11 protein-coding genes are annotated in these 13,475 nt (G+C 51.5%); 5 read left to right on the top strand and 6 right to left on the bottom strand.

Translation table 11 applies throughout. The annotated features are described in order from the left end of the window. Positions 1 to 23 precede the first annotated feature (23 nt). The 5 genes from Q0X25_RS00150 to dnaK form a co-directional block, all read right to left on the bottom strand. Complete coding sequence (locus tag Q0X25_RS00150; RefSeq protein ID WP_298578163.1) at positions 24 to 638, bottom strand: HAD family phosphatase; 615 nt, start codon at positions 636 to 638, stop codon at positions 24 to 26. Further along, a complete protein-coding gene (locus Q0X25_RS00145; protein ID WP_298578161.1) occupies positions 638 to 1,060 on the bottom strand; it encodes a heat shock protein transcriptional repressor HspR in 423 nt (140 codons plus the stop codon). The genes Q0X25_RS00150 and Q0X25_RS00145 overlap by 1 nt, the downstream gene beginning before the upstream one ends. Continuing rightward, positions 1,050 to 2,003 (bottom strand): DnaJ C-terminal domain-containing protein, encoded by a 954-nt coding sequence (locus Q0X25_RS00140; RefSeq protein ID WP_298578159.1) that lies wholly within the window; start codon positions 2,001 to 2,003, stop codon positions 1,050 to 1,052. Before Q0X25_RS00140 ends, Q0X25_RS00145 begins: the two co-directional genes overlap by 11 nt. A gap of 105 nt (positions 2,004 to 2,108) precedes the next feature. Next, entirely contained in the window at positions 2,109 to 2,948 is an 840-nt protein-coding gene (locus Q0X25_RS00135; protein ID WP_298578157.1) for a nucleotide exchange factor GrpE, read from the bottom strand. A gap of 12 nt (positions 2,949 to 2,960) precedes the next feature. Next, positions 2,961 to 4,868: a molecular chaperone DnaK gene (dnaK, locus tag Q0X25_RS00130; protein ID WP_298578155.1), complete on the bottom strand. Its 1,908-nt coding sequence runs from the start codon at positions 4,866 to 4,868 to the stop codon at positions 2,961 to 2,963. Positions 4,869 to 5,259: 391 nt separating this feature from the next. On the opposite strand from dnaK, the gene yfcE reads away from it, so the two are divergent. The 4 genes from yfcE to gtfA all read left to right on the top strand — a co-directional run bounded on the left by yfcE (position 5,260) and on the right by gtfA (position 10,955). Continuing rightward, positions 5,260 to 5,817 (top strand): phosphodiesterase, encoded by a 558-nt coding sequence (yfcE, locus tag Q0X25_RS00125; protein ID WP_298578153.1) that lies wholly within the window; start codon positions 5,260 to 5,262, stop codon positions 5,815 to 5,817. A gap of 831 nt (positions 5,818 to 6,648) precedes the next feature. Next, positions 6,649 to 8,136 (top strand): glycoside hydrolase family 32 protein, encoded by a 1,488-nt coding sequence (locus tag Q0X25_RS00120; RefSeq protein ID WP_298578151.1) that lies wholly within the window; start codon positions 6,649 to 6,651, stop codon positions 8,134 to 8,136. Positions 8,137 to 8,160: 24 nt separating this feature from the next. Continuing rightward, complete coding sequence (locus tag Q0X25_RS00115; protein ID WP_298578149.1) at positions 8,161 to 9,459, top strand: glycoside hydrolase family 32 protein; 1,299 nt, start codon at positions 8,161 to 8,163, stop codon at positions 9,457 to 9,459. An 80-nt stretch (positions 9,460 to 9,539) separates the two neighbouring features. Beyond that, positions 9,540 to 10,955: a sucrose phosphorylase gene (gene gtfA / locus Q0X25_RS00110; RefSeq protein WP_298578147.1), complete on the top strand. Its 1,416-nt coding sequence runs from the start codon at positions 9,540 to 9,542 to the stop codon at positions 10,953 to 10,955. Positions 10,956 to 11,069: 114 nt separating this feature from the next. Here the strand turns inward: gtfA and Q0X25_RS00105 are convergent, their stop codons facing one another. Beyond that, positions 11,070 to 12,254 carry an IS110 family transposase gene (locus Q0X25_RS00105; RefSeq protein ID WP_298578144.1) on the bottom strand — a complete coding sequence of 395 codons (1,185 nt, stop codon included), beginning with the start codon at positions 12,252 to 12,254 and terminating at the stop codon, positions 11,070 to 11,072. 265 nt (positions 12,255 to 12,519) lie between these two features. On the opposite strand from Q0X25_RS00105, the gene Q0X25_RS00100 reads away from it, so the two are divergent. Continuing rightward, positions 12,520 to 13,419 (top strand): HAD-IIB family hydrolase, encoded by a 900-nt coding sequence (locus Q0X25_RS00100; RefSeq protein ID WP_298578143.1) that lies wholly within the window; start codon positions 12,520 to 12,522, stop codon positions 13,417 to 13,419. The last annotated feature ends 56 nt before the right edge of the window (positions 13,420 to 13,475 follow it).

The raw sequence follows: 13,475 nt of genomic DNA, 5'->3' as shown, positions 1-13,475 counted from the left end.
CTTGGCAGCAAAAACTCTAGGCACTAGTATGCGATGCCAAGTGTCGTGCTGACATACTTTTCAAAGGCGACTACATCGCCGTTATATACATAGCCCGTCATGCCGGCAACTTCCGCACCTGCGCAGTTGTCGGCATTGTCATCAATAAAAAGACAGCTTGCAGGCTCTAATTGATAACGCTCGCATAAGGTCGTAAAGATAAGTGGATCGGGCTTCATAATGCGCTCAAACGCCGATACGACAAAGCCATCCATCAGGGGCATGCAGGGAATGAGCTCGCGAATCTTCCACCAACGAACGCCCGCATTGGACAGCAGAAAGCAGCCATACCCAGCAGTATGCAAGCGTTCTACCTGCTGATTCATGAGGGGCAGGGGCGTATGATGTTCATGCCAGTGCAAGCAAGTTTGATGTAGGGGCTCCCACAGCCGCTCGGGCAACTGACGCTGAGCAATCATTTCCATCGTGGCATCACTAATAGTGCCTGAATCAAGCAAAGCCCAGCTCGGATGTAAAAATAGGGCATTACGAATAAGTAGGGCATCCTGATCGTTGTCTACATAGAGCTGGGAGTACAAATCAGGATTAAAATCCATAAGCACACCGCCCATATCAAAGACAAAGTTTGTGATGCTCACTACCAGTCCTTTCGCTCCCCATCATCTAACAAGCCACGCATAACCTGTTCGGGACTACCTCCATCATAGCGAGCAAGTGCCACAATGCGCTCTTGCATGCGAAATTCATGCACTTCGTCCTCAAGCTCACGGATACGTGCACGCATCTCATCGTTTTCATTCACGAGTGCTTCTGCGCGCTCACGCATGTCGAGGATGCGCACCACACCAGCCAGATTGATGCCCTCATCAGTCAGCTTGCTAATAAGGTTGAGACGCTCAATATCATGCTGAGAATACAGACGTGTGTTGCCGCGTGAGCGACCGGGGTTCACCAAGCCCTTTTGTTCGTACACACGTAGGGTCTGGGGATGCATGCCCGTCAATTCAGCAGCAACGCTAATCATGTAGAGGGGCTTGTTTTTGCCGTCACTACGAGACATAGCGCTCAACATCCTTTCGATATTCACGGTGGTCAGCATCGCGCAAATTCGAAAGCACTTTGCGCTCATCAGCAGACAAACTGGTCGGCACCTTGATACGCACGGTCACATAGAGAGCGCCCTTGTTATTTTTGCTTCTGACATCGGGTGCACCCATACCACGGAAGCGGAAAGTTTTACCATCCTGTGTTCCTGCAGGAACCTTAAGACGCACGGTCTCGCCTGCTGGAGTGGGGACTTCTACCTGTGCGCCAAGCGCTGCTTCAAAGATAGAAATCGACAGCTCCATGCGCACGTCGGCACCATCACGCTTCCAAAGCGGATGTTCGGCCACGCGCGTTGTCACTACAAGGTCGCCACGAGCGCCACCATTGGCGCCAAATTCGCCACGACCGCGATAGCGCAATTTGCCGCCATCAACGGCACCGGCAGGCACTTTAACTGTAAGACTTTGTCGCTCTCCCGTTGAAGGTATGGTATAGCTCACTTTACGCTGAGCGCCCACAAAGGCTTCTTCTGCAGTCACACTTACGTCTAGTGTAAGGTCACTACCTTTGGATGGGCGAGTTTGCGCACGGCCTGCACCCTGTCCGTTAAAGATTGAACTAAAGTCAAAACCGCCAAAGGCACCTTCACCACCACGCATGCTACCGAGAATATCTTCCCAGTTCATGCCGCCGCCATAGCTGTAGGCGCCTGCACCGCCCGCACCGCCAAAGCCAGCTCCTGGAATACCACCAAAGGCCAAAAGCTGATCGTATTCCTTACGCTTTTGAGGATTGGAGAGGGTGGTGTATGCCTCGCTGACTTCTTTATACTTAGCCTCATCGCCTCCGCGATCAGGGTGGTATTTGGCTGCGAGCTTACGAAATGCTTTCTTGATTTCTGCATCGGAGGCATTTTTGCTCACGCCCAAAACGTCGTAATAATTCTTATCTGCCATGGCGGAAGCCGCCTCCTTTCATTACATCGCACGTACTCATGCACGAGACATCTCAGCGATGCCAAATATCGGACACCCGCAAGCAGGTGTCCGACTAAATCAGATCTAAGCCTCACGAGACTCTGCAGCGTCTACGTCCACATCAGTCGCCGCATCATCTTCCTGAGCAGGACCAGGACGCTGAGGGCCCCCAAAGGTTACCTGCACCATAGCCTCACGAATAACCTTACCGCCCATGCGATAGCCACGCAGATATACTGCTGCAACTGACTCATCGTAGGTCTCTGTATCCTCCACGCGACCCACCGCCTGATGTTCTAGCGGATTAAAAGCATCACCCAGAGGATTAATGACCTCAACACCTGCCTTGCCCAAGATGGATACCATCTTGTCGTGGACAGCCTGCACGCCCGCAACAAACTGATCAAACTGGTTGTCCTCGGCGTCCTCCTGCGCAGCCTTAGCAGCGTGCTCAATAGCACGCTCCATATCGTCTAGCACAGGCAGCAGGGAAACTACCAACTTTTCAGCCGCACGATCCCGCTCGTTGAGTCGTTCCTGAGCGGTGCGACGACGGAAATTATCCCAGTCTGCCTGGAGTCGCAGCAAGCGGTCGGTGGCATCAGCTGCTTCTTTTTTTGCAGCGTCAATTTCGGCTTGGGCACCATCCAACTTGTCCTGCAACTCACTCTGGGCTGCCTCAGCAGCTTTGGCACGCTCAGCCTCCTTGGCAGCAATTTCTTCTTCTGCCGCCTGAGTGCCTGCGCGCTTGGCTGCTTCAACAAGGGCCTCTTCGTCCAGCTTGGCCTCGGCGCCTGTCTGGTCGTCGTCGACCTCGACTGAAACTTTCACGCCGTTCTCCTTTGGGTCCTGCCCGTTGGGGGCGGGGGCAGAAGTAGTCTCATCGACTACTTCCTCTACCCTCTTCTCTTCCTTCTCGGACATGTCGGCCACCTACTAGTTCTGCTTGTTGTCGTCGTCGACAACCTCATAGTCAGCATCAACTACATCGTCAGCGCTGCCACCATCAGTAGGTGCACCTTGCGCCGTCTGAGCGTCAGTTGCGGAGTACACCACCTGAGCCAAATCCTGAGCTGCTGTCTGGAGCTGCTCGCTTGCGGACTTAATCGCCTCAGTGTCAGTACCGTCTAAAGCCTTGCGAACAGCAGCAATGCCATCTTCGGCTTTCTGCTTGGTATCAGCAGGCACCTTGTCGCCAAGCTCTTTTAAGGTCTGCTCGGTAGAGTAGGCAAGGGAATCGGCCTGGTTGCGTACCTCAATCTCGTCCTTCTTGGCCTTGTCTTCCTCGGCGTGGGACTCTGCGTCCTTAACCATGCGGTCAACTTCCTCGTCAGACAGTGCCGTAGAACCAGAAATGGTGATTTGCTGCTGCTTGCCCGTGCCGCGGTCCTTTGCGGTGACCTTTACAATGCCGTTGGCATCGATGTCAAAGGTAACCTCAATCTGAGGCACACCACGGCGCGCCATGGGGATGCCCGTAAGCTGGAACTTGCCCAAGCTCTTGTTGTCGCGGGCCATCTCGCGCTCGCCCTGCAACACGTTAATCTCAACGGAAGGTTGATTATCTGCTGCGGTGGAGTAGACCTCGGTTTTGCTGGTAGGAATGGTGGTGTTGCGGTCAATCATCTTGGTCATGATGCCACCCATGGTCTCAACGCCTAGAGAAAGTGGGGTAACGTCAAGCAGCAAGATATCGGAAGCGCCAGAAGCACCAGAAAGCACGCCGCCCTGGACCGCAGCGCCGTCGGCCACAACCTCGTCAGGGTTAACCGACATGTTGGGCTGCTTGCCCGTCATCTGACGGACAAGTTCCTGAACAGCGGGCATACGAGTGGAGCCGCCAACGAGAATAACCTCATTGACCTGGGAAATCTGCAATCCAGCATCCTGAAGAGCCTTGGTAACGGGAGCTTTGCAGCGGTCAAGCAGGTCACGGGTAATCTTTTCAAACTCTGCACGGGTCAGGGAGTAGTTGAGGTGCTTGGGGCCAGTAGCATCAGCAGTAATAAAGGGAAGATTGATCTCGGCCTGCTGAGCAGAAGAAAGCTCCTTCTTTGCATTCTCAGCCGCGTCCTTGAGGCGCTGAAGAGCCATGGGGTCATTGCGGAGATCGATACCATTATCCTGCTGGAACTTGTCAGCCATCCAGTCAATCACACGCTGGTCCCAGTCGTCGCCACCGAGGTGGTTGTCACCGTTGGTTGCAAGAACCTCGACAACGCCGTCGGCAAGGTCAAGCAGGGAGACGTCAAAAGTACCGCCACCCAAGTCAAAGACCAAAATCTTCTGATCAATGTTCTTCTTGTCAAAACCATAGGCGAGAGCTGCGGCTGTAGGCTCGTTGACAATGCGCTGCACGTTAAGGCCAGCGATCTTACCCGCGTCCTTAGTCGCCTGACGCTGAGCGTCATTGAAGTAAGCGGGGACGGTAATGACTGCATCGGTGATGGTCTCGCCGAGAGATTTCTCAGCGTCAGCCTTCATCTTGCCGAGAACCATAGCGGAAATCTGCTCAGGGGTGAAATCCTCACCATTAATCTCTACAACGGCACGCTGACCAGCGCCAGCCTTAACCTTGTAAGGAACGGTCTTGAGCTCGGAGCCAACCTCGTCATAGCGACGACCCATGAAACGTTTAATGGAAAAGACCGTGTTGGTAGGGTTGGTAACTGCTTGGTTTTTTGCAGCCTTACCGACAATGCGATCTCCGTCGGCACGGAAACCCACGACGGACGGAGTGGTGCGATCGCCCTCGGCGTTCACGATAATAGAAGGCTCGCCACCCTCAAACACTGCCATTGCTGAGTTAGTGGTACCAAGGTCGATGCCAAGAATTTTGCTCATAATGCTTCCTTTCCTTCTCCCCCCGCCCAAAGGCCGAGAGTTTTAATGCATTTTGGTGTCGCCGAGTCGCCGACGCCTTATCCATACAAGGCAATTGTTCCCACGATATATAATTTTATACATAATCTAAGTCTCTTCACATTAGATTTTTTGTATTCATCAATTTAAGGATTCTTAAGCCCCATTTGCTCAAGAAAATATAGTGTTGATTACTCAAAGACAATCATATTCACGACTCCTCATAATCAAACAACGTCTTACACAAAGAAGGCGCGGAGTCGGGGTAATGATCTGTATCAAGAGACCGTACTCGGTTCTAAAGACTGGCTGAGAGATACAGCTGATTGGTGCATACTGAGTAGGACTACTAAAAAGAGATGGGATACCCACGATGAAGCTTCTCATTGCGTCTGATATTCACGGGGCGGCGGCTTGGTGCAAGAGGTTGATGTCCGCCATTGAACAAGAGCAGCCTGACCGTATAGTGCTGTTGGGTGACCTGCTCTATCATGGACCACGCAATAATGTGCCTGCCGATTATGCTCCGCGCGAGGTTATCGCGATGCTTAACTCCCTTGCAGCGCAGATTGTGGCGGTTCGCGGTAATTGCGAGGCCGAAGTCGACCAGATGGTGCTTAATTTCCCCTGTCTCGCTGAAAGCGCTGTCATTTTGGACAGCACATCCAAAGGCAGCCTACATGAACTGTTCCTCACCCACGGCCATATTTGGGGCGCTGGACGAGATAACTCTATCGATCGCCTCCCACCTCTGCCTGCGCATACCAGTCTCGTCTATGGACACACCCACATCAAAGCGAACGAAGCCAGCGCAAAACATCCCGATTTATGGCTGTTTAATCCCGGCAGCATTGGTATCCCCAAAGACGGAAGCCACAGCTATGGCCTCTACACGGACGGACGCTTTGAACACCGTATTTTGAACGACTAGTTAAATGCCAGGCCTGCAGCGGGTCCAACCTTCCAAACCTGCAACAGGTCCAACCTTCCAAACCTGCAACAGGTCCAGCCTTCCACACTTGCAACACCCCCAATCGCGAGACTGAAAAAACAGAGGCGCTCAGAGGCCGTTTTAGGTGCCTAAAAATACTTGTGTGATATTTAGAACCCCCACACAAAAAGCTCGAAAAGTGCCCTAACGCCACAGTAGAGAAATTTGACTCAAAAACACCCCTTTTGAACTGCGCTTTTGCATATGCTCATACTCAGCAGGATACAAGCGAGACAAAATATTGCATGGCTGAGCTGCGCTTTCTGGGGTCCTGATAAAAGCTGTTTTCATTTTTTAGCCCCAAAAACATACACACTATTCTAATGGTTTTTTACATATTTATATATTCATCTGCGGTTTTATAAAAATGAATTGTAATAGTGTGGATGTTTTTACTCGTTTATTGTGATTAAAGCTATATCCTCTTTGTCACATGTATCTCATCTGCATATGACCACACCACACACTTCTAAAGCACGCATTTCACCCTCGCACATCTAGACTTTACACAGTCAAGCCTTCCATACCTAAACTCCCTGCGCTTCGTACCACATATGTGATTTGTGCTACCTGTGCGCTTTGCACTATTTACGTGCTTTATGCTCATCACTTTAATTACTTAGCGCGAACTTCTAACCACTCGCACAATCTAGATACCATTCACCGTCATTTGCCTTAATATGGAATCGTTCTCAGATAGGATTGTGTGCAAGTATATCGATAAGTCGCTAATACTTATAAAGCTTGGCGACATATGGAAAGGACCCCCGCATGAGTGACGAATCTTGGCGTCCAAAACTCCACCTTGCCCCCTATAAAGGCTCAATCAGCGACCCTAATGGTCTCTGCCAATTCCGCGGGACCTACCATATCTGCTGCCAGAACGCCCCTGAGTATCCTGGTAACTTCGATAGCCCTCATGGCTGGGGACACTACGTCAGCCGCGACCTCATAAACTGGGTCTTTCTCGGCTGCCAAGTCATGCCCGATTGCCCTTCTGACAAAGACGGATCCTATTCTGGTGGTGCATATATCGCCACGCCCGCAGATGGTGCCGAGCACGACGGCGGTGAAGTCTGGTACTACTACACTGGCAACGTCCGCCTACCCGAAGGCGATGGCACACTCGCGGGTCGCCTTGCCAACCAAACGCGCATGCGTAGTTACAACGGCATCCACATGGGTCCCAAGGAAGTCATCCTCGACAACTCCGGCTACCCTGTCTATTGCTCAAACCACGTTCGCGATCCCAAAGTTTGGAAGCAGAATAACTCCCTTCATATGCTCCTTGGCGCGCGCACGCGCAATGATAGCCGCGGTGCTGTGTTGTGCTATCGCTCCGATGATGGTGCACATTGGGAACTCGAAGGCTCTGTTACCAATACCGACAGTGAACCATTTGGCTATATGTGGGAGTGTCCCGACCGCATTACTCTGGCCGACACACAAGGCACGGTTCACGAGTTTCTTGCCACATGCCCACAAGGCACAGACGAGCTTGGCCTGCCCTACATGCTTCAAAATGTGCACGGCAATGGCTACTTTCCTATTGATGGATCGCTCCTGGATCTGTTGCACCAAGACCACGAGCTCATGCATGCACAGGCACCACACCCCGGTATTGATCAAACTACTTTTGTCGAATGGGACCACGGTTTTGACTACTATGCGTGCCAAAGCTTCATCGATGAAAAGAATCGCACGCTCCTCATAGGTTGGATGAGTCTCCCCCACGACAAAAATGATGTTCGCCCCTACAACAATCCCACAGACACTTGGCGCGGCTGCCTAACAGTGCCTCGCGAACTCACACTCAATGCCGACGGGCACATCCTACAAAATCCTGTTGCCGAAATCGACTCTCTCCGCGGCGAAGCTGTTCCCTTTGATGGCGCCAGCGCAACTATCCCCAAAGTCTCCGACCTCGTAATCTCCCATATTGCAGGCGATGGCACGCTCCGCTTTGACGAGGCGCTCGAACTGCGTTTTTCCAACGGTGAAGCAGAGCTCGTCTTTACTGATGACACTGTGGGCCATGGTCGCAAAATCCGCCGCACCAAGGTTGACGCTGTCCATGACATCCGAGTCATCATGGATACTTCCGTCTTTGAAATCTTTATCAATGGTGGCGAGACTGTCTTTGGCACCCGCTACTACACTGAAGCAGACAGTGTCCAAGTCAGCATGGACTTTCCTGAGGCTCAAGCCTGCTGGTATCCCATGTCTCCCATCAGCATTAACTACGTCGTAGACCGTTAGGCATCAAACTTCAGAAGGGCTCACATGCAAAGCATCAACTTTCATACGCAGCGTGGTTGGATAAACGACCCCAACGGCTTCATCTACTACAAGGGTGAGTACCATCTCTTTTACCAGTACTTTCCTCATGCGACACAGTGGGGCACCATTTGCTGGGGTCATGCCATTAGCCCCGATCTCGTCAGTTGGGAACAAAAAGATATTGCCCTCTTTCCTTCAAAGCCCTCTGACCAAAACGGTTGTTTTTCGGGCAGCGCCGTCGAAAGCGGCGGCAAGCTGCGTCTCTTTTATACTGGTGTGCACTACGACGAGGTTGATCCCGAGAATATCAATAAGTGTATTCCCGACCGTTTCACATCAACACAACTCACCATGGAGTCTTTGGACGGAAAAACCTTTAACAACTTTGATGACAAGTACGTTATTATTCCGCCCATTGACGATCCCGAACTCGGAGACGCCACTCATACGCGCGACCCAAAGGTCTGGCAGGGCACTGATGGTTGGTATCTCATACTGGGTAGCAATGTGCATCGCAAGCAGGGAGAAATCCTTTTTTACAAGAGCTGCGACCTGATGAACTGGGAGTACGTTACTCGCACGCTTATGGATCCCCAGCTAGGCTGGATGTGCGAGTGTCCCGATCTCTTTGAGGTTGAGGGTGGCACCGTACTACTTGCATCATTAATGGGCTACGAGGGAGGCAAAGACGACCAAAGTGTCTGCTTTGTTGTCGATTACAACAAAGACGATTGCTCAATCAACTTTACGGGAGAACGCCGTCTTACCGATTATGGCCACGATTTCTATGCTCCCCAAACCACCACTGATGCCACGGGTCGTCGGGTAATGGTGGGCTGGATGCGCATGCCCGAGCCCATTGACAACAAGTGGATTGGCATGTTCACCGCTCCACGTGTTGTCGAAGTTGTCGATGGTCACACGTACTTCCGCCTGCACCCTAATATCCGTCGTGCGCTAGCGCAGCGCATCAACACACCTGTGTGTCACCGCCCCTACCTTTTTGGTACTACACTGCGCGAAGGCGATCATATCGACATTGGTGGCTTGCGCGTATGGCAAGACAAAAACCGTATTCATGTTGACCGCAGCAAGGTTTATCGCCCACGCGAAAACTTTATGCACCTGCACTCCGAAACACCTGAGGTGGGTTCCGAAAACAAGATTGAGATGCTGCTACATGGTCATATCGTCGAGATATATGTTAACGATGGCGAGTATGTCATCAGCAATATGGTCTACGGATTAGGCAATTCGCTGTCAACCAACTCGTCGGCCGACTTCACCATTTTGGGTCTTTAAGATAAGTAAAACAGCAGCTAAGCAAAACAGCAGCTAGTCACCAACGTCTAAGCGAGAGCACATCAGCTATAGGGAGTCCCATGAAGTTCGAAAACAAAATCATGCTCATCACCTACGCCGATAGTCTCGGTGAAAATCTCCAGGATCTTGAGCATGTGCTCACTAAGTATTTTGACAAGGCTGTTGGCGGGGTGCATATCTTACCCTTCTTCCCCAGCTCTGCTGACCGTGGTTTTGCGCCTATGCGCTACGACATCGTCGATCCTAAGTTTGGTAGCTGGGATGATGTGCGCCGTATAGGCGAGAGTCGGTATTTGATGTTTGACTTTATGATTAACCACATCTCCCGCCAGTCGCCCTATTTCCAAGACTTTTTGGAGAAGAAAGACGACTCGGAATTTGCCGATTTCTTCATCCGCTACAAAGATTTTTGGCCAGGAGGAGCTCCCACCCAAGAGCAAATTGATGCCATTTACAAGCGCAAGCCCAAGGCCCCAAGCATCGTGGCAGAATTTGCTGACGGCAGCAAGGAAGATGTCTGGTGCACGTTTGGCGAGGAGCAGATTGACATTAACATCCGCTCTGAGCGCGCTCAGCGCTTTTTCCGCGAAACCCTCGTACATATGGCCCAAAATAATGCATCCATCATTCGCTTGGATGCCTTTGCATATGCCGCCAAGCGCGCAGGAAGCAACTGCTTTTTTGTCGAGCCCGACACCACTAGGCTGCTCCAAAGCATGCAAGAGGTACTTGACCCATACCAAGTCATGGTGCTGCCTGAGATTCATGAGCACTACAGCATTCAGATGCAAGTTGCCGATAAGGGATACTGGATTTACGACTTTGCTCTACCCGTGCTGACCTTGCATGCTCTCTACTCCGGCAAGGGTAGCTATCTTGCCAATTGGCTCAAGATGAGTCCCAAGCACCAGTTCACCACCCTTGATACCCATGATGGCCTTGGTATTGTTGATGTCAAGGATCTGCTTCCTGACGAGGCAGTTGACTACACCAAAGAAAAGATGTTCTCCGAAGGCGCCAATGTAAAGAAGGTATACAACACCGAGGCGTACAACAATCTTGACATTTATCAGATCAATACCACCTACTATTCGGCGCTGGGTAACGATGATGATGCGTACCTGCTCGCACGCGCAATTCAGTTCTTTGCACGTGGCGTACCCATGGTCTACTACGTAGGCCTCCTTGCAGGTAGTAATGACATCGAGCTACTCGAATCTACCAAGGAAGGTCGCAATATCAATCGCCACTATTACCGTGTGGACGAGATTGACCATGAGGTCAAGCGTCCTGTTGTGCAAAAGTTGCTTGAGATGATGAAGCTACGCAATACTCATCCCGCTTTTGATATCGAAGGTGATCTCGAAGTGAGCGCAACGGAGGATAAGCTTTGCATCCGCCGCAGCTCAGCTGATGCTTGGGCTCAACTGGATGCCAACTTGACTACGCACGGCTTTGAGATTTCACATTCTTAGCAAAGGAGACCAGCTATATGAAGTCAAGACCTGAAAACTAAAGTTTCAACCTTAGACAAGCAAGCGTTTACTGCACTTTGAGAGTTGAATATCGAATGCTTCCAAAGACCGCTCCTAGCGATTGGGATCGTAGGGAGCCTGATCACGCATGACAGCAAAAACAATGTGGCACAGTTTTCTTGCTACAGCCGTTACAGCCACCCTATGAGGCTTTCCCTCGCAGCGTTTCTTGTCGTAGAAGGCTTTAAGCTTCAAGTCGTACTGGTAGGCTCTGCTGGCCGCAAGCCAGATTGCCCTCCTGAGGTAGGGCGAGCCATGCTTGGTGATGGGACCGCCCCCACTGTCAAACTTGCCCGACTGGCTCACCTGTGAGTTCAGCCCCGCGTAGCTTACGAGGGCGGAGGCGTTTTTGAATCTAGAGATATCACCTATCTCTGAGACGATCTGAGCACCGGTCGTGTAGGAGATACCAGGGATGGTCAAAATGAGGGGCTCAACCTTCTCAAGGAGTTCTCTCACAAGCTTTAAGACCTTGGCGCACTCCTCGTCGAGAAAGTCCATCTGGCGTACGAGGGAGCGCAGCTGAAACGATGCGGCCTGTTGTCCTAGCGCAATGCCTACTGATGCCTTAGCGCGCCGTCTGAGCTCTTCTGCCTTGCCACGGGCAGCCCCCTCTTTTTGCCTTGAGGCCTCTTGGATGTCTCGGGTAAGTGAGTCCTGTCTTCTGCGCTTGAGCTCAAAGGGTAAAGGTGACTTTAAGAGCACAGCCCTAGCGCCTTGGGAAAACATATTCGAGAAGACGCCGTCGAACTCAGGGAAGTAGGAATCCATAAGACAGATGCACTGAGTCTTTACCTCAGCAAGCTCTGCTTTGAGCGACTGCAGGTAGCGCGAGAGTGTACGCAGCGACTGCACCTCATCGGTGGCAAGTTTGGTTGTGTCGAACTGTCCTATGCGCAGGGTCTCGGCTATAAGGCGGCTGTCCACCCAGTCGTTCTTGACGCCGGAAAGCCCCTTGAGCCTGCGGACAGCTCTGACCTGCATGGGGTTGATAACACAGACCGCATAGTCGTGGGATAAAAGGTAGGCGTAGCAGGCCATCCAGTAGTGGCCAGTGGCCTCCATACCGACAACCACGTCTTTCGGCTCCTTAGCTACCCCCTCAAGCCAGCTTATGGCATGCTCGAAGCCTTGAGCTGAGTTCTTAAAGCCCATGGACTTGCCAAGTTCTTCTCCCTGTTCGTCCACTGCTGCAATCACGTGGTCTATCTTTGCGATATCCACACCTACATAGATCATCTTGACCTCCTTTTGTGACTGCGACGGGCCTACCTAACACCTAGAACCGCAACCTCCTAAAAGAGATCCGAGGTAACAAGAAGAGAAGTTCCTCATCCAGCTAATTCGCGGCCTGCTCTAGATGGGGTAGGATGCCACTCTCCTTTGCGAGGTCTTGTAGCCTCAGCTAACATGTCGGCATCCCTACCCGCCAGAATCTGCATTGCATCTAAAAGCATTCGATATTCAGCTCTCAAATGCAACAGCTAAAAGATAGGAGCAGTACATGCTACCCGCAAACTCGCACAATCCCCAAGGTATTGGTGCAGCATTTTATGACCTAGATGGCACTATTTTGGATTTGACCTACATCTCTCGGCGCACAATAGCTGCAATGGAAGCGGTGCATGCAGCAGGCTGTATCAACGTGATCTCCACGGGGCGTAACTTTCCCATCGTGCCCGATGTAGTTAAACTTCCCTGCATTGACTACTACATCACTGTCAATGGTGGACAAATTCTTGATGCGGATGGCAATCATCTGCTCAGCAAAGCAATTCCCCGCACTATGGCACTTGAGCTGGCACATTGGCTACATTCCCGCGGCGCAGGCCTCAATGTGCTCACCTCAACAGGAGCTTATTTTGAGAATCGCCTCGTATCCTACATGACCCAAGCGGTACATCGCATTGACAGCGAGAGTACCTTGAGCGATGAAGGTCTCAGCGATGAAATCACAAGCCAGCCCAATCGTTTTACCGTCGAAGACATCAAACCGCAAATCCTGGCAGTTGATGATAAGACAAACTTTGTCGAGAAGATGGGGGCCTGCTTTAACACAGCAAAAGACCTTGCTCGCAATGTGGCTGAACTCGAAAAGCGCGGTGATTTGCAGATTGCCACGGTAACTCCCACAGAAATTGAGATTACGCTCAAAGGTGTTGAAAAGGGCTTTGGCATCGAATGGGTACGCAAAGAGCTTGGCCTCAACAAGTCACAACTTGTAGCTTTTGGTGACTCAGGCAATGATCTACCTATGGTGCCTTATGTGGGCACCTTTGTAGCAGTGGACAATGCGTCTGATGAAGTCAAAGCTCAGGCCACCTGTATCGTCGATAGCATGTGGGAAGACGGCGTTGCCAAATGGCTTGAGCACGCACTTAAAGGCGAGTGGTACGAAGTCTAGTATCACCACACATAACGATAAGAAGGGTGCTGCATATTTCTGCGGTACCCTTCTTT

It is taken from the genome of uncultured Olegusella sp. (assembly GCF_947253395.1).
In the GTDB taxonomy this organism is placed as follows: domain Bacteria; phylum Actinomycetota; class Coriobacteriia; order Coriobacteriales; family Atopobiaceae; genus Olegusella.
This window is presented reverse-complemented; position numbering and strand designations above follow the sequence as displayed.